Origin of the sequence: Leisingera sp. NJS201, assembly GCF_004535885.1 — a bacterium.
Lineage (GTDB): Bacteria > Pseudomonadota > Alphaproteobacteria > Rhodobacterales > Rhodobacteraceae > Leisingera.
Genome location: NZ_CP038234.1, coordinates 2,627,450 through 2,645,353, shown reverse-complemented (window position 1 = coordinate 2,645,353; position 17,904 = coordinate 2,627,450). Strand labels below are relative to the sequence as shown.

Here is a 17,904-nt window from a genome sequence, read left to right as displayed (position 1 = left end):
CGCACAACAGCTCAGACCAGACGCGAGGTGTCTTTGGCTGCGCGGACGAAATCGTCAAACAGCGGGTGCGGCGCAAAGGGTTTGGATTTCAGCTCCGGGTGGAACTGCACGCCGATGAACCACGGATGGTCCTTCCATTCCACGATCTCCGGCAGGCGGCCGTCGGGCGACATGCCCGAGAAGTTCAGCCCGCATTCTTCCAGCTTTTCGCGGTATTTGATGTCCACCTCATAGCGGTGGCGGTGGCGCTCCTCGATGTGGGTGCTGCCATAGGCGGCGGCGACCTTGGAGCCTTCGGTCAGCGCCGCGTCATAGGCGCCCAGGCGCATGGTGCCGCCCTTGTCGTCATCCGCCTTGCGGCTGATCTTGTGGTTGCCCTGCACCCATTCCTTCAGGTGATAGACCACCGGTTCGAACCGTTTCTTGCCGGCCTCATGGTCGAACTCTTCCGAACCCGCCTCGGTGATGCCCGCCACATTGCGCGCAGCTTCGATCACCGCCATCTGCATGCCGAGGCAGATGCCCAGGTAGGGGACGTCGTTTTCGCGCGCATATTGCGCCGCCTTGATCTTGCCCTCGGTGCCGCGCTCGCCAAAGCCGCCGGGGACCAGGATCGCGTGGTAGCCCTGCAGATAGGGGGCGGCGTCTTCCTTGTCGAACAGCTCGGCGTCGACCCATTCGATCTTCACCTTCACCCGGTTCGACATGCCGCCGTGGGTCAGCGCCTCGGCGATGGATTTATAGGCGTCTTCCAGCTGGGTGTATTTGCCGACAATGGCCACCTTCACTTCGCCTTCGGGGTTATAGATGCGGTCGGCCACATCTTCCCAGCGGGCCAGGTTCGGTTTCGGAGCAGGGGAGATGCCGAATGCATCCAGAACCGCCTGATCCATGCCTTCGCGGTGATAGGCCAGCGGCGCCTCGTAAATGGATTTCAGATCCTGCGCAGCAATCACCGAATCCGGGCGCACGTTGCAGAACAGCGCTAGCTTTTCGCGCTCTTTCTTCGGGATCGGGCCTTCAGAGCGGCAAACCAGGATGTCCGGCGCCAGGCCGATCGAGCGCAGCTCCTTGACCGAGTGCTGGGTCGGCTTGGTTTTCAGCTCGCCGCTGGCCTTGATATAGGGCAGCAGGGTCAAATGCATAAACAGGCACTGGCCGCGCGGCTTGTCCTGGGCGAACTGGCGGATCGCTTCAAAGAACGGCAGGCCTTCGATGTCGCCGACGGTGCCGCCGATTTCACAGAGCATGAAGTCGACTTCATCCTCGCCGATCGAGATGAAATCCTTGATCTCGTTGGTGACGTGGGGAATGACCTGAATGGTCTTGCCCAGGTAATCGCCGCGGCGCTCTTTCTCCAGCACGTTGGTGTAGATCCGCCCCGAGGAGATCGAGTCGGTCTTGCGCGCGGGCACCCCGGTGAACCGCTCGTAATGGCCCAGGTCCAGGTCGGTCTCGGCGCCATCGTCGGTGACAAAGACTTCGCCGTGTTCAAACGGGCTCATGGTGCCCGGATCGACGTTCAGATAGGGGTCCAGCTTGCGCAGGCGGACCGAGTAGCCCCGCGCCTGCAGAAGGGCGCCAAGCGCAGCCGAAGCCAGGCCTTTGCCCAAGGATGAAACAACACCGCCGGTGATGAAGATAAAACGCGCCATATGTATTCGGCTGCCCCGTGAGAAGTCAGATTTCAGCTGCCCGGCGGTGATTGGAATCACCCCAAAAACCGCAGCATCACGGGACTTCATATATAAAGGATTCGCGCAAACAACGCAAGGGAACCGCAAGATGCTGTTGCGGTTCCTAAAACCCTCTCAAGGTGTAGTGTGTCAGTCTGCGCTGGGAACCAGCGGAGCGTTGTCGCCCTCAGAAGGCGGCAGAAGATCGCTGCCCAACGGGGCTGCCGGAGCATCGCCCTGCTCTTCGGCCTGCGGCACGGCCAGACGATCAGTGACCGAGGCGCCTGCGGATTTCTGCGCGGCCATGATGGTCAGGGTGATCGAGGTGCAGATAAAGGCGATGGCCAGGATCCAGGTCAGTCGGCTAAGCGCCGTGGCTGCCGCGCGGCCGGAGACAGCACCGCCGCCGCCGCCGCCCATGCCAAGGCCGCCGCCTTCGGAGCGCTGCAGCAGAACAACTGCAATCAGGCCGAGAGCCAAAAGAAGATGGATGATGAGAACAACGTTTTCCATGGGCCCCTGCGGCGGTTGGCTGAGTATCGGGCGGTAAATAGGCAAGATTGACCGGGGGGCAAGGGCGGAGTTGCAGCCCTTGCCGCGAACCGTCCCGGACGTCACGCAACATGAATGTTTGCATCATGAAACATGACTGGACAGGCCCCCTGCAGCGGCGCAGCATGGGGTATGCCTCATGATCACCCCGACCACCCGCATGCCCTTTTGCCGCCCGACCCTGCTTTGCGGGTCAAGGCGCTGGAATCGATTCTCATTCAGAAGGGGCTGATTGATCCCGCCGCGCTGGAGGAGATCATTGATACCTATCAAAACAGGATCGGCCCGCAGAACGGCGCCCTTGTGGTGGCGCGCGCCTGGAGCGATCCGGAGTTCAAGGCAGCACTGCTGGCGGATGCTGATCCGGTGCTGGCGGACCTTGGGTTTTATGGCCGCCAGGGCGAGCATATGGTGGTGGTGGAGAATACGGCCCTGCAGCACAATATGGTCGTTTGTACGCTGTGCAGCTGCTACCCGTGGCCTTTGCTGGGTATACCGCCGGGCTGGTATAAGTCCGACGCCTATCGCGCCCGCGCGGTGCGCGAACCGCGGAAAGTTCTGGCGGATTTCGGCGTGGCCCTGCCTGAGGGGACCGCGGTGCGGGTCTGGGACTCGACGGCTGAGGTCCGCTATCTGGTGCTGCCGATGCGGCCTGAAGGCACTGAGGGTTTGAGCGCAGAGGAGCTGGCGGCGCTGGTGACCCGCGACAGCATGATCGGCACCGGCCTTGCACGGCAGCCGGGGGAGGCGCCGGCATGACCCGGGTGCATGACATGGGCGGGCGATTCGGTGACGGACCGGTAGTGCCGGAAGCCGAGGACGCGCCGGTTTTTGCCGAGGACTGGCATGCCCGGGCGCTGGCGGTGACGCTGGCCTGCGGCGCGCTGGGGCAGTGGAATATCGACACCTCCCGCCATGCGCGGGAGAAGCTGTCGCCGAAGGATTACACGCGGTTTTCCTATTACGAGAAATGGATCTCGGCGCTGGCGGATCTGCTGGTGGAGAAAGGCGTGCTGACGCGCGAAGACCTGCAGGGCCAGGGTGCTGCCGGACTGCATGCGCTGGCGGAGCGGTCGCTGAAGGCGGATGCGGTGGCAGGGGCCTTGGCCAAGGGCGGTCCAGCCACCCGTGAGGGCGGGCCGAAGCCGCGGTTTCATCCGGGGCAGGCGGTGCGGGTGCGAATCCCTGCTGACAACGCGCTGGTCGATGGCGGCCACACGCGGCTGCCGCAATATGCCGCCGGGGCGCATGGCTATGTCCTGCGGCTGCATGGCACCCATGTGCTGCCGGACAGCAACGCGCATGGATTGGGCGAAGCACCGGAGCCGCTGTATGCGGTGCGGTTTTCGGCGCGCATGTTGTGGGCGCATCCCGAACATCCCGAGGACGAGGTGGTGCTGGACCTGTGGCAAAGCTATCTGGAGCCACTATGAGCGGGTGTTCTGAGGTTGCCGCGCCGGAGCCGGTCTTTGCCGAGCCTTGGCATGCGCAGGTCTTTGCACTGACGGTGCATCTGAACGAAGCCGGGCGGTTTACCTGGGGCGCGTGGGTCGTGCGGTTCTCGGCCACTTTGCGACGCCACGGCCTTAGCCGTGAGCTGGATGGCGGTGAGGATTATTTTCGCGCCTGGCTGGAGGCACTGGAGATGTTCCTGGCCGAGGAGGGGGCGGCATCGCGCGCGGAGGCCGAGGTGATGCGCAGCCGCTGGGAAGCGGCCTATCTGGCGACTCCGCATGGGGAACCGGTGCGGCTAAGCGATTGACCGCGCAGCAAGTTGGGCCGCCGGGGCCGTCCGACCGTCCGGGCGGTTCAGGTTTCTTCTTTCATTGGTCTGAGCGCTGATCCGGTTAAGGATGGCAGCGCCGCCGGGCAGAGCCCGCCCGCCCCATCGGGCGGCCTCTTTTGTCAGGTAAGCCCGCCAACCGAACTTTTGCAGATCCGGCACGGTAAACTGCCTTTCAGGTCTGTTCCGCCGCCAGCCCGCGGACCGGCTCTGCCCGGCTGAGAACGGGTTTTGCGGCGGAGAGGGGGCCGCGCGCCGTGAATTAGCGTCTGACTGCGGCGAATTTGCGGTTCCCCTGCCGGCGCAGCATCGCTATATGAGCGTGGGTTTGAACCAAGACTGTAAAGGACCGGATATGGCCAATGTCGTCGTAGTCGGCGCCCAGTGGGGCGACGAAGGGAAAGGCAAGATCGTGGATTGGCTGAGCGAGCGTGCAGACGTGATCGCGCGCTTCCAGGGCGGCCATAACGCCGGCCATACGCTGGTCATTGACGGCAAGGTCTACAAGCTGCACGCGCTGCCTTCGGGCGTGGTGCGCGGCGGCAAGCTGTCGGTCATTGGCAACGGTGTGGTGCTGGATCCCTGGCACCTGATGAAAGAGATCGCCACGGTCCAGGCGCAGGGTGTTGAGATCACCCCGGAAACGCTGATGGTCGCGGAAAACACGCCGCTGATCCTGCCGCTGCATGGCGAATTGGACCGGGCGCGCGAAGAGGCGGCCAGTAAAGGCACCAAGATCGGTACTACCGGCCGCGGTATTGGCCCGTGTTACGAAGATAAAGTGGGCCGCCGTGCGATCCGCGTCGCCGATCTGGCGGATGAGGCGACGCTGATTGCCCGCGTTGACCGGGCGCTGCAGCATCATGATCCGCTGCGCAAGGGGCTGGGTGTTGACGCAGTTGACCGCGACGCGCTGATTGAACAGCTGAAAGAGATCGCACCGAAGATTCTGCCCTATGCGGCGCCGGTCTGGAAGGTGCTGAACGAGAAGCGCAAGGCGGGCAAGCGGATCCTTTTTGAAGGCGCGCAGGGTGCGTTGCTGGACATTGATTTCGGCACCTATCCGTTTGTGACCTCGTCGAATGTGATTGCAGGCCAGGCGGCAACCGGTGTGGGCATCGGCCCCGGCTCGATCGATTATGTGCTGGGCATTGTGAAGGCCTATACCACACGGGTTGGCGAAGGCCCGTTCCCGACTGAGCTGTTGCAGGCCGATGGCACGCCGGATGCGGACGGCCAGCGTCTGGGTGAGCGCGGCCATGAGTTCGGCACCACCACCGGCCGCCAGCGCCGTTGCGGCTGGTTTGATGCCTGTCTGGTGCGCCAGACCTGCGCCACCTCCGGCATCAACGGTATTTCGCTGACCAAGCTGGATGTGCTGGACGGGTTCGAGACCCTGAAGATCTGTGTAGGCTATGATCTGGACGGCGAGCGCCTGGATTACTTGCCGACGGCTGCCGACAGCCAGGCCCGCTGCACGCCGGTTTACGAGGAAATGCCGGGCTGGAGCGAAAGCACCGAAGGCGCGCGCAGCTGGAATGACCTGCCGGCCAATGCGATCAAATACGTGAAACGGGTGGAAGAGCTGATTGACTGCCCGGTGGCATTGCTGTCCACCAGCCCGGAGCGGGACGACACCATTCTGGTGACCGATCCCTTTGCCGACTGATGGCTGAGGAAAAAGGCCTGAGCTATAAGGCCCGGCGGCGCTGGGCACTGGTGATCCTGCTGGTCGGGATGCCGGTTTACATCGTGGCTGCTGTCACGGTGATGAATATGCTGGACCGGCCGCCGTTGTGGCTGGAGCTGCTGATTTATGTGGCGCTGGGGGTTGTCTGGGTGCTGCCGTTTAAGTTTGTGTTCCGCGGTGTCGGCAAGGAAGATCCGGGCGCGGAACAGGAATAAGGTGAGGGGCAGGGGTGATAGAAGAGGGGCGCTGCCCCTCTGCGCCTGTGGCGCATTCACCCCGGAGTATTTCGGCAAAGATGAAGCAGGATCTGGTTCGGAAAATGAAAAGGCGGCCCGCAATGGCCGCCTTTTTTGGTTTGGTCGCAGGGGCGTTCAGCCTGCGGCGCGTTTGCCGGGCTTGAAGCCGATGTCGCCGGAGGCGGTGAACTGGCCGCTGCCGGAGCGTTCGATCTTGCCGTCGCGCAAGAGCTGGCCGAAAGAACGCAGCCCGTCTTCGCGGTTGAAGTCGCTGCTGCCGGCGCTGCGCACCTTGTTCATCAGTTGCGGGCGCGAGAAATGGTCGCGGCCTTCGACAAAGCTCATGTAGGCGGCGGCCGCTTCCAGCAGCTCATGCAGTTCGGCGGCGCCGCGTTCGGCGGCGTAGGAGGCAAAACCGCTGTTGCCTTCGGTCTCGTCGCCCAGAACCGCAGCCGAGACCCGGCGCGGACGCACCGGCTGCTGCGGTGTGCTGCCTTCGTCAATGCGCTGTTCAGCCACCAGTTTCAGCGGGGCCGGGCGGGAGGCCGGGCCGGACGGACGTTCCGAGGCGTTCGGGCGGGACTCCGGGCGGCGCGGGCGGACCACGCTGGCCAGGTCTTCGCGGTAAGGCTTGGCGCCATCGCTGCCGGTGGTGCCGCCGGCAGAGCCTTCGGCCTTGGTGGCGGCGACAGCGGCTCGCAGCTGGCTGTAAGCCTCGCGGGAAGAGGCGGTGTCAGGGTCCTCGAGTTTTTCGTCGGCGGCGGCCATCAGCCGGGAGACATCGCTGTCCGCCAGGCTGGCTGCTGCGGATTGGGCCGTGGACTGGGCGGGGGGCTGGGCCGTGGACAAGGCCGGAGAATCCCCGGCGTCCTGATCTTCGGACGCGGCCAGGATCTCGGCCTCCACCTCAGCCAGTTCGCGCATCAGGTCGGCTTCGTCTTCCTGTGACAGCGGCGGCTGCCCGGGCGCGGGATCTTCGCTGGCTTTGGATTCCTCCAGCCGGCCGGACGCGACGGCCTTGTCAAAGTCGGCGCGTTTCACCTTGGTGATGCGCACCCGCGCCGGACGGGCGGGGGCAGGTTTGGAAGCGGCAGCTTCGTCTTCGGCGTTGCCGGCCAGGAGGTTTTCGGCGCCGTGGCTGTCTGTGGTTTCGCTGGCGTCCGCAGCAGTCGGCGCATTGTCTTTATCCTGCAGGCCGGCAAACAGGCTGTCGCTGTCTTGTGCCGGGGCATCGCTTGCAGAGGCGGCCCCGGTGTTCAGGTCCAGGCAGTCCAGTGCCTTGGCGATTGCATCGTTGTCTTCATCATCAAAGCCCTGTGCGCCGTCGGCGTCATCGTCCAGCAGCGCGTTGGAGATGTCCTCGGCGGCGCTTTCCAGAACGTCGTCGGCATGCTCGTCTTCGGTGAAGTCTTCGTCCGGGGTCTGTGCCACCACAGCACGGATGCGCTGCAGTTTGGCGGCGATGCTGTCTGCGGCCGGCACGGTGTCTTCGCCGGCGTCTTTTCCGGTGCGCGGGGCGGCTTCGGCCTTTGCTTCCTTGGGGGAGGTAACCTCATCGGCAGCGGCTTCATTGACTTCGAGCAGTTCGACTTCGGGGGTGCTGTCCTCTGCGGCCTGCGCATTTTCGCTTGCGGTTTCCAGCACAGCGGCGATGGTTTCTTCGGCTTCGGCTTCGGCTTCGGCTTCGGCTTCGGCTTCGGCTTCGGCTTCGGCTTCGGCTTCGGCTTCGGCTTCGGCTTCGGCTTCGGCTTCGGCTTCGGCTCGGCTTCGGCTTCGGCTTCGGCTTCGGCTTCGGCTTCGGCTTCGGCTTCGGCTTCGGCTTCGGCTTCGGCTTCGGCTTCGGCTTCCTCAATCTCTGCTGGTGCGGATTGGGCTCCCTCAGCAACGGCCTCGGCGGCGGAATCGGAGGCTTCGGCAGCAATTGTCTCTGCTGCTGCGGTTGCTTCTGCGGTGGCCTCGATCACGGCAGTTTCTGCAGGTTCCTCTGCCGGGGCGGGTTGTTCTGCAGCCGGTTCCGCGGCAGGTGCCGGTGCGGGGACAGTCTGTGCCGGAGCAGCCTGTGCCGGAGCAGGGGGTTCAACTGCAGCGGTGCCAAGCGCCGGGGTGGCGGCGCGCAGGTGGATACCTCCGTCGCTGGTGCGGGCCTCGACCTGGCGGGCAATCTCGCGTTGGGCGATGCGTGCCAGCATGTCGGCGTCAGGTTGCGGCGGCTCGGCCCCGAAATACCTGTCGTCCGACGCAAGGTCGCGGAAATACTCGGCAATCGCCTTCATGGTGCCGAAGGAATCCTCAAACCCTTCCAAAGTGCAGGAAAAGGTTCCATAGGATACGGTCAAGACTTTGTTGTTATGTACCATCAGCTCGCTCGTCTTCGTCACATTTGTTGCCATTCACCATATTGGCAGAAGGGACCAATTTTGCTCGAATCCGTGCAATTGATCGTATCATTTTGTGTTCAGAATGTGACCTGTTTCCAAAACTGCCAGGAATGCACCCCATGAACCGTCATATTGTTGAGGAATTGGAACCAATCACCCTGGTTGGCGGCGGTGGGCTTGGGTCTGACGATCTGGCGGCGGCGCTGGCGCTGGCACCAGTGCTGGTGGCGGCGGATGGCGGGGCCGCTGCGGTGCTGGCGGCGGGGCATGTTCCAAGTGCGGTGATCGGCGATTTTGACTCGCTGCCGCAGGATGTGCGGGATCGTCTGCCGCCGGAGTGTCTGCATCCGGTGGCCGAGCAGGACAGTACCGATTTTGACAAGGCGCTGCGGGGGATTGCGGCGCCGGTGGTGCTGGCGGTGGGGTTTTTAGGCGGGCGGGTGGATCACCAGCTGGCGGCGTTCAATACGCTGGTGCAGGGGCATCAGACCCCTTGTGTGCTGATTGGTGAGACCGAAGTGATGTTTCACCTGACCCATGCGGTGGAACTGCCGGCGGCGGCGGGGGAGGTTATCTCGCTGTTTCCGATGCGGGCGGTGCAGGGGCGGTCTGAAGGGCTGGAGTGGCCCATTGATGGCTTGCGGATGTCGCCGATGGGGCGGATCGGCACCTCCAACCGGGCCACCGGGCCGCTGCGGCTGGTGCCGGAGGGGCCGGGGCTCTTGGTGATCGTGCCGCGGCGGCTGCTGGCTGCGGTGGCGGCGGCGGTCAGGCGGGATTGATCCGTTCTGCGATCTCGGCGGCCTTGCGTTCGCGCAGCACCGCATAGAGACCGGCACTGATGGTCAGTAGAATGCCAAAGGCCGCGAGGGTGTTCGGGAGTTCATAGAAGAACAGCCAGCCGAAGAACACGGCCACCGGGATCTCCAGGTATTGCATCGAGGCGAGGGTGGAGGTCGGGGCAAACCGCAGGCTCCAGGTCATCATCAGATGCGCGACGGTGCCCAGGGCGCCGGCGGCGGCCAGCAGCGCCCAGGTGTCCTGCGGCGGCGCGGTGATGGAGAGGGCGTGCAGGCCGGCGGCATCGCCGATCAGGAACACTGGCGCCAGCAGCACCGTGCCCATGGCGCCGGCTACGGCCTGTAGGGAAATGGGATCGGTCTCCTTGGCGATCTTGCGGGTGACCAGCATGAACAGGGCAAAGATCACCGCCACCAACAGCGGCCAAAGCGCGTTCCAGCCGACCGCGGCAAAGCTGGGCTGAATCACCAGCAGGGTGCCGGTAAAGCCCACCACGCAGGCGCCAAGGCGGCGCAGGCCGACCTGTTCCTTCAGCACGTATTTTCCCAGCAACAGCATCAGGAACGGCATCACAAAGGCAATTGCCACGGCATCAGCCAGGGGCAGGTAGCGAAAGGCGGTGAACATCGCGGCGATGCCGCCCATCTGCAGCAGGGTGCGCAGCAGCAGCAGCGGTGCCACCCGGCGCGACAGGCTGAGCGGCAGCCGCATCGCCAGGGCCACCGGCAGCAGGATTGCGGCCTGGGCGGCAAACCGGATAAAGACGATCTGGGCCACCGGCACCCGGTTGGTCAGCAGTTTTGCGATGGCATCCCCAGCGGGATCACCATGCAAAAGCCCAGCATCAGGGCAATGCCGAGGAGGGGCCGGTCCTGTGTCATGGCGCCACGCTAGGCGGGGCGCCATGGATTTTCAAGCTCGGGCGAGGGCTTCCAGCGCCGGGTCAGCAGTTCGGCACGTTCACCGCCAGACCGCCGAGCGAGGTTTCCTTGTACTTGTCGTGCATGTCGGCGCCGGTCTGGCGCATGGTCTCGATGCAGGCGTCCAGCGGCACAAAATGCTGGCCGTCGCCGCGCAGGGCGAGGGACGCGGCGGAGACGGCCTTGATCGCCGCCAACCCGTTGCGCTCGATGCAGGGGACCTGCACCAGGCCCTTAACGGGGTCGCAGGTCATCCCGAGGTGATGCTCCAGCGCGATCTCGGCGGCGTTTTCCACCTGTTCAGGGGTGCCGCCCATCACCGCGCAGAGGCCCGCGGCGGACATCGCGGCTGCAGAGCCGACCTCGGCCTGACAGCCTGCCTCGGCGCCGGAAATGGAGGCGTTGAATTTCACCAGGCCGGCGATGGCGGCGGCGGTCAGCAAAAAGTCCTCGACATGGCTTTCCGACGCACCGGGCACATGGTCGAGGTAATAGCGGATCACGGCCGGCAGGGTGCCGGCAGCACCATTGGTCGGCGCGGTCACAACCTGGCCGCCGGCGGCGTTCTCTTCGTTGACCGCCATCGCATAGACGCTCATCCAGTCGTTGATGGTGTGCGGTGCGGTCAGGTTCATGCCGCGTTCGGCCATCAGCGCGTCATAGATGCCCTTGGCGCGGCGGCGGACCTTGAGGCCGCCGGGCAGGATGCCGTCGCGCTCCAGCCCGCGGTTGATGCAGTCGTTCATCACCTGCCAGATGCGGGCGGTGCCTTTGGCGAGGCTGACCTCGCAGCCGCGGGCGATTTCATTGGCGCGTTTCATGCCGGCAATGGATTTGCCGCTGGATTTAGCCATCTCCAGCATCTCGGCCGCGGATTTGAACGGGAAGGGGACGGGATCGCCTTCGTCGGTCGCCTTGCCCTGGGCCAGTTCTTCCTCAGTCACGACAAAGCCGCCGCCGATCGAATAGTAGACCTGTTTCAGGATCACGTCGCCCTGGGCGTCGGTGGCCATCAGGATCATGCCGTTGGAATGGCCCGGCAGCGCGTGATCATAGTCAAAGATCATGTCGGCCTTGGGATCAAAGTGCAGCGCGCCCAGGCCTTCGGGCTGCATGGTGTGCGTCTTGTCCAGCTCCGCCAGGAAGGCCGTGGCCTTGGCGTCATCATAGTCATGGGCGACAAAACCGCCAAGCCCGAGGATGGTGGCGCGGTCGGTGGCGTGGCCGACGCCGGTGAAGGCCAGCGAGCCGTGCAGCGAGGCGCGCAGACCGTGGAATTCAAACGGCGAGGCGCGCATCATATCGAGGAAGCGCGCAGCGGCGACCATCGGCCCCATGGTGTGCGAGGAGGACGGGCCGATGCCCACTTTGAACATGTCGAAAACGGAGAGGAACATCAGGTGGCTGATCCTTCTGGGGATTGGCATAGGCAGGGGATGTGAACGGGGTGGCGCCGAGGCCCTCGGCCTCGCGCGCGGTGGTCACGGCGGTGCGGTGCTCCAGCCCGGCGCAGAGGCGCTGCAGGCTGGGGTATGCGGCGATGCGGAACCAGGACCTGTCCGCATCGGCAGGATACAGCGCCATCCAGCGCATCTGGCAGGCCAGGTAATAGTCCAGAACCGAGGGCTGGGGTGCTGCCAGCCAGGCGGGGCGGCCGGCGGCGGCATGGTCCAGGCTGGTCAGATGCCGGTGCAGCCGCTGACGGGTGACGGACTGCAGCTGCGCCTGCCGGGCCGGGTCATCGCCGATGTATTTTTGCGGATAGAACAGCATCCGCAGATCAGCATGCAGGGTGTTGGAGGCAAAGAACAGCCATTTCAGGAACGGTGCGTAGTCCGCAGTGCCTGCCGCCGGGGCCATCGCCCCGTGCCGGCCGGACAGCCACAGCAGAATGGCGGCGGTTTCAAACAGCGCACCATCTGGGGTTTCCAGCACCGGGATCAGCCCGCCCGGATTAAGCGCCAGGTATTCGGCGCTGCGCTGCGCCTTTGCCTTGCGGTCGACGAGGACGGCGTCAAACGGCAGGCCAAGTTCCTCCAGCACCAGCCGGATGACCAGTGAAGCATTGTCGGGGGCGTAGTGCAGGCGGTATTCGGGTTTCATGACGCAATATTATGACGCGGACGCCTGGAATATGTGTCCGTTTCCGGCGTTTCCAATAGGAAACCCGCCTTTGTGATGCAGGTTTCGCTGCCGGGGTGCCGGATGGCGGTGTCCTGCCTGCGCTTCAGGCGGCTATTGCCGCCGGGCGGTGCAGACAAAATGGGTGAGCGACATGAAGAATCTGCCCTCGGCGGCCAGTTCCTGCTGTTCCTGTGCCCAGGCGGCGGCGTCGTCTTGGTCGGTGGCGCCGATATCCACCGCAAAGGCGCGGATCAGCTGGATCATCATTGCCGCCAGCCCGTCCGGGCGCAGGGTGGTGTCGCAGACTGCAAGCGGCTGCATCCGCTGCATTTCGAATCCGCAACTGCGCAGCTCGGAGGGCAGTTTTGCAGGCAAATCGCGCACCGCCATGTGGCGGCTCCAGGCCTCCAGCATCCGGTTCATGCGGGTGGTATTGTCGCTGTGCCAGGCCAGGGTGTCCCAATGCATGTCGCCAACCACCAGCAGCCCACCGGGCTTCAGCACCTTGTGCAAGGCGCGCAGGGCCAGGCGGCGGTCGGTCAGATATTCGAACACTTGCAGTGAAACGGCTTTGTCAAAGCTTGCCGGTTCAAACGGCAGCCGGGCCGCATCGCCCTCGGTCAGGGTTGTATTGGCGCGCGCCTCCAGCCGGTTGCGGGCGGCAGCCAGCATGTCGGGGCTGGTGTCCAAGCCAGTCACGTGGCCGGCGGGGCCGACAGCGCGGGCCAATTCCTGTGTCAGCAGCCCGTTGCCGCAGCCCAGATCCAGAATGCGGTCGCCCGGTTCGGGCGTCAGCGCGTCGAAACTGGCCCTCCGCCGCTGCGACACATCGGCGCCCTGATAGGCGTCTTCCAGCACGCGGGCGGTTTCCTCGTCGAATTGCAGCATGGTTTTGATCCCCCAAGTTGAAAATCAATAGCCCGGCTGCGGCGCATTTCCAGCCGCAGTCCCGGAATCCGCTGCAAGCCCCCTCGCACAGAGGCGGCAAACCGCCTATAACCGCGGCAAATGCGTATTCATGGAGTCACCTGATGACCGGAGAGCTGTCGCCCATCGACAAGGCGAAATTCGTTGCTGCCAAACGAGCGGCTGAAATGGTTGAGGATGGCATGCGTGTCGGCCTTGGCACCGGTTCCACCGCGGCCTGGCTGGTGCGCTGCCTGGGCGAGATGGTGAGCCGCGACGGGCTGAAGATCACCGCGGTGCCGACCTCCAGCCGCACTGCCGCGCTGGCGCGGGATGTGGGCATCAATGTGGTGTCGCTGGACGAGGCCAAATGGCTGGATATGACCATTGACGGCGCCGATGAGTTCGACGCCGATCTGAACCTGATCAAGGGCGGCGGCGGCGCCCATCTGCAGGAGAAGATCGTGGCCACCGCCTCGGACCAGATGGTGGTGATTGCCGATGCCAGCAAGTCGGTTGAGACCCTGGGTGCCTTCCCGCTGCCGGTTGAAGTGCTGCCGTTCGGCTGGCAGAGCAGCCAGGCGCTGATCGAGGAAACCCTGGTGTCGATGGATGTGATGGGACGCACCACGACGCTGCGGATGAACGGCGATGCGCCGTTTGTGACCGATGAGGGCAATTACATTCTGGACCTGCACCTGAAACGGATCGGCAATGCCCGCCAGCTGGCGCTGGTGATGAACCAGATCCCCGGCGTGATCGAGAACGGGCTGTTCATCGACATCTGCGACACCGTGGTGATCGGTTTCGGCGACGGAAGGGTTGAGGTGCGCGACATCAACGAAGGCACGGTTGAAAAGGACAAGCTGGACTTTGTCGAGAACGACAACCTGTTCACCGATCTGCAGGATTGAGTTGCGCCCGGCCGGCAGGCCGGGCGCTGCCCTGCGCTTTCTGTGTGGGACCTTTCGCCTCACAACCCTGTGCAAATTCAATGCAAAAGGTTGAATGCGCCGCAGGAACGCCCACTTGGGCATATGGCGTTTGGTGGTCCGTTATGGGATACACCTGATCAAGAAATGCAAAGGGCGGGATTTCATGAGCTTTGATTACGATCTGTTTGTCATCGGCGGCGGCTCGGGCGGGGTGCGGGCGGCGCGTGTTGCGGCACAGGAAGGTGCCAAGGTCGCGCTGGCCGAAGAGGACCGCTATGGCGGCACCTGCGTGATCCGGGGCTGCGTGCCGAAGAAGCTGATGGTGTTTGCCTCTGAGTATTCCGGCATGGCCAAGGATGCCCAGGCTTACGGTTGGGACATCCAGCCAGGTGCGTTCAACTGGGACAGTTTCAAGGGCAAATTGCACGCCGAACTGGACCGGTTGGAAGGCATCTACCGGGGTATCTTGAAAAACAACGGTGTTGAAAGCTTTGACCAGCGCGCCAAGCTGGCCGATGCCCACACGGTTGAGCTGGCCGACGGCACCCGCAAGACTGCCAAGCATATTCTGGTCGCCACCGGCGGCTGGCCGACGGTGCCGGAATTTCCGGGCTCAGAGCTGGCGATCACCTCGAACGAGATTTTCCACCTGGATAAGCTGCCCGAAAGCCTGCTGATTGTCGGCGGCGGTTATATCGCGTCTGAATTTGCGGGCATCATGAACGGGCTGGGGGTTAAGACCACGCAATTCTACCGCGGCCCGCAGATCCTGCGCGGGTTTGACGAGGAAGCACGCGGCGTGATCGCCGAAGGCATGGTGGAGGCTGGGGTGGACCTGCAGCTGAACACTAATGTCACGGAAATGCGCCAAGAGGGCGGCAAGATCCGGGTGACCGATACCCACGGCAACACCCATCTGTTCGACAAGGTGATGTATGCCACGGGCCGCGCGCCCAATGCGGATAATCTGGGGCTTGAGGAAATCGGTGTTGAACGCGGCAAGGGCGGCGCCATCGCGGTGGATGCCTACAGCCAGACTGCGGTGCCATCTGTCTTTGCTGTCGGGGATGTGACCGACAGGGTGAACCTGACCCCGGTGGCGATCCGCGAGGGCATGGCCTTTGTCGAGACTGTGTTCAAAGGCAACCCGACCAGCCCCGACCACGAACTGATCCCGACGGCGATCTTCACCCAGCCGGAAATGGGCACCGTGGGCCTGAGCGAAGAAGACGCGGCCAAGCAGGAAGCGATCGAGGTTTATTCGACCTCCTTCAAGCCGATGCAGCAGGCCTTTGCGGGCCGCGCCCAGAAGGTGCTGATGAAGCTGGTGGTGTCCAAGGCCACGCGCAAGGTGCTGGGCTGCCATATCGTTGCGCCGGGTGCCGGAGAGATGATCCAGCTGGCCGGAATTGCCGTAAAGATGGGTGCAACCAAGGAAGATTTCGACCGTACGGTTGCGGTCCACCCGACAATGTCGGAAGAGTTGGTAACGCTGAAGACTCCGGTGTGCACGACCTGATCGGGCAGACCGGCAATAATTTAGACCTCATGCCGCCCAATGTGAAAAATCATGGGCGGCAGCATACGGATAGGAGACAAATGGCGGGCAATAGCGGTGGCCCATGGGGGGGCGGTGGCTCCTCTGGCGGCGGAGGAGGCAACCGGGGCAATAACGGCGGCAACAATGGCGGCGGCGGCGGCCGCAAGCCGGAGGACCCCCAGATCCCCGAGATTGATGAGCTGGTCAAGAAAGGCCAGGAGCAGCTGCGCGTCCTGATGGGCGGGCGCGGCGGGTCCGGCGGACGGGGCGGCCGCGGCGGCGGCTCCGGCGGCGGCGGACCGCTGTTCACCAAGGGCACGCTGGGGCTGGCCGTTGTTGCTGCAGCCGTGCTGTGGGGCTTTGCCAGCTTCTATACCGTGAAGCCGGAAGAACAGTCGGTTGAGCTGTTCCTGGGCGAATACTCCTCGACCGGGCAGCCGGGCCTGAATTTTGCGCCCTGGCCGCTGGTGACCAAGGAAATCCTGCCGGTCACCCGTGAACAGACCGAAGACATCGGTGTCGGCGGCGGCCGCAGTTCGGAAGCCGGGCTGATGCTGACCGGCGACGAAAACATCGTCGATATCGATTTCCAGGTGGTCTGGAACATCAACGATCCGGCGAAGTTCCTGTTCAACCTGCGCGATGCCCGCACCACCATCCGGGCGGTGTCTGAATCGGCCATGCGCGAGATTATCGCCCAGTCCGAACTGGCGCCGATCCTGAACCGTGACCGTGGCTCGATCGCCTCGCGGCTGCAGGAGCTGATCCAGTTCACGCTGGACGACTATGACAGCGGCATCAACATCATCCGCGTCAACTTTGACAAGGCGGATCCGCCTGCGTCGGTGATTGCCGCCTTCCGCGATGTTCAGGCTGCTGAACAGGAACGCGACCGGCGCCAGAACGAAGCGGACGCCTATGCCAACAATGCGCTGGCTGAAGCCCGCGGCCAGGCGGCTGAGCTGCTGGAACGGGCCGAAGGCTACCGTGCGCGCGTTGTCAACGAAGCCCAGGGTGAGGCAAGCCGCTTTAGCGCGGTTCTGACCGAATACCAGAAGGCTCCGGAAGTCACCCGCAAGCGCCTGTACCTGGAAACCATGGAAAAGGTGCTGGGCCGGGTCGACAAGATCATCCTCGATGAGCAATCCGGCGAAGGCCAGGGCGTCGTGCCTTATCTGCCGCTGAATGAACTGCGCCGCGGAGGAAGCAACTGATGCGTAAGACAACTCTTTTGCTGCCGGTGCTGGTGATCGCTGCGATTGCCGCGCTGTCGTCGGTGTTCATTGTGGACGAGCGTGAAAAGGCGCTGGTGCTGCAGTTCGGCCGGGTGGTCTCGGTCAAGGAAGATCCGGGCCTGGCGTTCAAGATCCCGGTGATCCAGGAAGTGGTGCGCTATGACGACCGCATCCTGAGCCGCGACATTGACCCGCTGGAAATCACCCCGTCGGACGACCGCCGCCTGGTGGTTGACGCCTTTGCGCGCTATCGCATCGTGGACGTGAACCGGTTCCGTCAGGCGGTTGGCGCCGGCGGTATTGCGACTGCGGAAAACCGGCTGGATTCGATCCTGCGGGCGCAGACCCGCGAGATCCTCGGTTCGGTCAGCTCCAACGACATCCTGTCTTCGGACCGGGCGGCGCTGATGCTGCGGATCCGCAACGGCGCCATTGCCGATGCGCGCGCTTTGGGCATTGCGATCATCGACGTGCGTCTGAAGCGCACTGACCTGCCGTCGGAAAACCTGGATGCGACGTTTGAGCGGATGCGGGCCGAGCGTGTGCGCGAAGCCACCGACGAACGCGCCCGCGGCAATGAGGCCGCACAGCGGATCCGGGCGCAGGCCGACCGGACCGTGGTTGAGCTGGTTTCCGAAGCACAGCGCGAAGCCGAGATCATCCGCGGTGAATCGGATGCCGAACGCAACGCGATCTTTGCCCAGGCCTATGGTGCGGACCCGGAGTTCTTTGAATTCTACCGCAGCCTGAATGCCTATGCGAATTCGCTGCTGGCGGGGAATTCCACCATGGTGCTGTCGCCGGATAACGAGTTCTTCAACTACCTGAAGTCCTCGGACGGCAAGCCGGCCGGGCAGTAATGGGGTTCATCCTCCTGGCCCTTGGGCTGGTACTGATTGCAGAGGGGCTGGTGTACGCACTGGCCCCTTCGCTTGTGGAGCGCCTGCTGGAGATGCTGCGCGCCTTGAGCGAGGAGCAGCGCCGCAATGCCGGGCTGGCGGCGCTGGCGCTGGGTCTGATCCTGGTCTGGCTGGCGTTCCGCTTTGGGGTCTGAAGGCACCGTTTTCCCCCTAGATTTTCAGCGAAAATGCAGACTTTCCCTGCTAGAATAGCCTGCAGCAGGACGGG

General features: G+C 63.9%; 16 protein-coding genes and 2 pseudogenes. 11 read left to right on the top strand and 7 right to left on the bottom strand.

Annotation, left to right across the window (positions count from 1 at the left end; all coding sequences use genetic code 11):
- Positions 1 to 11 precede the first annotated feature (11 nt).
- Both ETW23_RS13075 and secG read right to left on the bottom strand, forming a co-directional pair.
- The gene (locus tag ETW23_RS13075; RefSeq protein ID WP_129370301.1) at positions 12 to 1,655 is read right to left on the bottom strand and encodes a CTP synthase; all 1,644 of its coding nucleotides are present in this window, start codon (positions 1,653 to 1,655) and stop codon (positions 12 to 14) included.
- 171 nt (positions 1,656 to 1,826) lie between these two features.
- On the bottom strand, positions 1,827 to 2,189 hold the full coding sequence (gene secG / locus ETW23_RS13070) for a preprotein translocase subunit SecG (RefSeq protein ID WP_129370302.1): 363 nt from the start codon (positions 2,187 to 2,189) through the stop codon (positions 1,827 to 1,829).
- A gap of 171 nt (positions 2,190 to 2,360) precedes the next feature.
- Here secG and nthA point away from each other — a divergent pair, with 171 nt between their 5' ends.
- The 5 genes from nthA (at position 2,361) to ETW23_RS13045 (ending at position 5,916) form a co-directional block, all read left to right on the top strand.
- The gene (nthA, locus tag ETW23_RS13065; RefSeq protein ID WP_129370303.1) at positions 2,361 to 2,987 is read left to right on the top strand and encodes a nitrile hydratase subunit alpha; all 627 of its coding nucleotides are present in this window, start codon (positions 2,361 to 2,363) and stop codon (positions 2,985 to 2,987) included.
- On the top strand, positions 2,984 to 3,661 hold the full coding sequence (gene nthB / locus ETW23_RS13060) for a nitrile hydratase subunit beta (protein ID WP_134830237.1): 678 nt from the start codon (positions 2,984 to 2,986) through the stop codon (positions 3,659 to 3,661). Before nthA ends, nthB begins: the two co-directional genes overlap by 4 nt.
- On the top strand, positions 3,658 to 3,990 hold the full coding sequence (locus ETW23_RS13055) for a nitrile hydratase accessory protein (RefSeq protein WP_134830236.1): 333 nt from the start codon (positions 3,658 to 3,660) through the stop codon (positions 3,988 to 3,990). Before nthB ends, ETW23_RS13055 begins: the two co-directional genes overlap by 4 nt.
- A 376-nt stretch (positions 3,991 to 4,366) precedes the next feature.
- The gene (locus tag ETW23_RS13050; protein WP_129370306.1) at positions 4,367 to 5,680 is read left to right on the top strand and encodes an adenylosuccinate synthase; all 1,314 of its coding nucleotides are present in this window, start codon (positions 4,367 to 4,369) and stop codon (positions 5,678 to 5,680) included.
- Entirely contained in the window at positions 5,680 to 5,916 is a 237-nt protein-coding gene (locus ETW23_RS13045; RefSeq protein WP_129370307.1) for a DUF2842 domain-containing protein, read from the top strand. Before ETW23_RS13050 ends, ETW23_RS13045 begins: the two co-directional genes overlap by 1 nt.
- Before the next feature lie 156 nt (positions 5,917 to 6,072).
- Here the strand turns inward: ETW23_RS13045 and ETW23_RS25170 are convergent, their stop codons facing one another.
- Positions 6,073 to 7,419, bottom strand: coding sequence for a hypothetical protein (locus ETW23_RS25170; RefSeq protein ID WP_167738115.1), 1,347 nt, complete (start codon positions 7,417 to 7,419; stop codon positions 6,073 to 6,075).
- Between the two features lie 1,015 nt (positions 7,420 to 8,434).
- Here ETW23_RS25170 and ETW23_RS13030 point away from each other — a divergent pair.
- The gene (locus ETW23_RS13030) at positions 8,435 to 9,097 is read left to right on the top strand and encodes a thiamine diphosphokinase (RefSeq protein WP_134830235.1); all 663 of its coding nucleotides are present in this window, start codon (positions 8,435 to 8,437) and stop codon (positions 9,095 to 9,097) included.
- Here ETW23_RS13030 and ETW23_RS13025 read toward each other — a convergent pair.
- The 4 genes and pseudogenes from ETW23_RS13025 to ETW23_RS13010 form a co-directional block, all read right to left on the bottom strand.
- A pseudogene (locus ETW23_RS13025) lies at positions 9,084 to 9,997 on the bottom strand (DMT family transporter). The gene ETW23_RS13030 and the pseudogene ETW23_RS13025 sit on opposite strands and share 14 nt — an antisense overlap.
- A 62-nt stretch (positions 9,998 to 10,059) precedes the next feature.
- Positions 10,060 to 11,433, bottom strand: a complete 1,374-nt coding sequence (locus tag ETW23_RS13020) for an L-serine ammonia-lyase (RefSeq protein WP_129370313.1) — start codon at positions 11,431 to 11,433, stop codon at positions 10,060 to 10,062.
- A 13-nt stretch (positions 11,434 to 11,446) separates the two neighbouring features.
- Positions 11,447 to 12,139: pseudogene (locus tag ETW23_RS13015) on the bottom strand (glutathione S-transferase family protein); the annotation flags it as partial.
- Positions 12,140 to 12,271: 132 nt separating this feature from the next.
- A complete protein-coding gene (locus ETW23_RS13010) occupies positions 12,272 to 13,048 on the bottom strand; it encodes a methyltransferase domain-containing protein (protein ID WP_134830233.1) in 777 nt (258 codons plus the stop codon).
- A 143-nt stretch (positions 13,049 to 13,191) separates the two neighbouring features.
- On the opposite strand from ETW23_RS13010, the gene rpiA reads away from it, so the two are divergent.
- The 5 genes from rpiA (at position 13,192) to ETW23_RS12985 (ending at position 17,830) form a co-directional block, all read left to right on the top strand.
- Entirely contained in the window at positions 13,192 to 13,980 is a 789-nt protein-coding gene (gene rpiA / locus ETW23_RS13005) for a ribose-5-phosphate isomerase RpiA (RefSeq protein WP_027259609.1), read from the top strand.
- A gap of 184 nt (positions 13,981 to 14,164) precedes the next feature.
- Positions 14,165 to 15,520, top strand: coding sequence for a glutathione-disulfide reductase (gene gor / locus ETW23_RS13000; protein WP_134830232.1), 1,356 nt, complete (start codon positions 14,165 to 14,167; stop codon positions 15,518 to 15,520).
- A gap of 80 nt (positions 15,521 to 15,600) precedes the next feature.
- The gene (hflK, locus tag ETW23_RS12995; RefSeq protein WP_129370317.1) at positions 15,601 to 16,755 is read left to right on the top strand and encodes an FtsH protease activity modulator HflK; all 1,155 of its coding nucleotides are present in this window, start codon (positions 15,601 to 15,603) and stop codon (positions 16,753 to 16,755) included.
- Entirely contained in the window at positions 16,755 to 17,636 is an 882-nt protein-coding gene (gene hflC, locus ETW23_RS12990) for a protease modulator HflC (RefSeq protein WP_129370318.1), read from the top strand. Before hflK ends, hflC begins: the two co-directional genes overlap by 1 nt.
- A complete protein-coding gene (locus ETW23_RS12985; RefSeq protein WP_134830231.1) occupies positions 17,636 to 17,830 on the top strand; it encodes a DUF2065 domain-containing protein in 195 nt (64 codons plus the stop codon). Before hflC ends, ETW23_RS12985 begins: the two co-directional genes overlap by 1 nt.
- The last annotated feature ends 74 nt before the right edge of the window (positions 17,831 to 17,904 follow it).

Bases quoted from the DNA above. Each gene is read 5' to 3' on its own strand.
- ETW23_RS13075 (WP_129370301.1), bottom strand. From the start codon at position 1,655: ATGGCGCGTTTTATCTTCATCACCGGCGGTGTTGTTTCATCCTTGGGC.
- secG (WP_129370302.1), bottom strand. From the start codon at position 2,189: ATGGAAAACGTTGTTCTCATCATCCATCTTCTTTTGGCTCTCGGCCTG.
- nthA (WP_129370303.1), top strand. From the start codon at position 2,361: ATGCCTCATGATCACCCCGACCACCCGCATGCCCTTTTGCCGCCCGAC.
- nthB (WP_134830237.1), top strand. From the start codon at position 2,984: ATGACCCGGGTGCATGACATGGGCGGGCGATTCGGTGACGGACCGGTA.
- ETW23_RS13055 (WP_134830236.1), top strand. From the start codon at position 3,658: ATGAGCGGGTGTTCTGAGGTTGCCGCGCCGGAGCCGGTCTTTGCCGAG.
- ETW23_RS13050 (WP_129370306.1), top strand. From the start codon at position 4,367: ATGGCCAATGTCGTCGTAGTCGGCGCCCAGTGGGGCGACGAAGGGAAA.
- ETW23_RS13045 (WP_129370307.1), top strand. From the start codon at position 5,680: ATGGCTGAGGAAAAAGGCCTGAGCTATAAGGCCCGGCGGCGCTGGGCA.
- ETW23_RS13030 (WP_134830235.1), top strand. From the start codon at position 8,435: ATGAACCGTCATATTGTTGAGGAATTGGAACCAATCACCCTGGTTGGC.
- ETW23_RS13020 (WP_129370313.1), bottom strand. From the start codon at position 11,433: ATGTTCCTCTCCGTTTTCGACATGTTCAAAGTGGGCATCGGCCCGTCC.
- ETW23_RS13010 (WP_134830233.1), bottom strand. From the start codon at position 13,048: ATGCTGCAATTCGACGAGGAAACCGCCCGCGTGCTGGAAGACGCCTAT.
- rpiA (WP_027259609.1), top strand. From the start codon at position 13,192: ATGACCGGAGAGCTGTCGCCCATCGACAAGGCGAAATTCGTTGCTGCC.
- gor (WP_134830232.1), top strand. From the start codon at position 14,165: ATGAGCTTTGATTACGATCTGTTTGTCATCGGCGGCGGCTCGGGCGGG.
- hflK (WP_129370317.1), top strand. From the start codon at position 15,601: ATGGCGGGCAATAGCGGTGGCCCATGGGGGGGCGGTGGCTCCTCTGGC.
- hflC (WP_129370318.1), top strand. From the start codon at position 16,755: ATGCGTAAGACAACTCTTTTGCTGCCGGTGCTGGTGATCGCTGCGATT.
- ETW23_RS12985 (WP_134830231.1), top strand. From the start codon at position 17,636: ATGGGGTTCATCCTCCTGGCCCTTGGGCTGGTACTGATTGCAGAGGGG.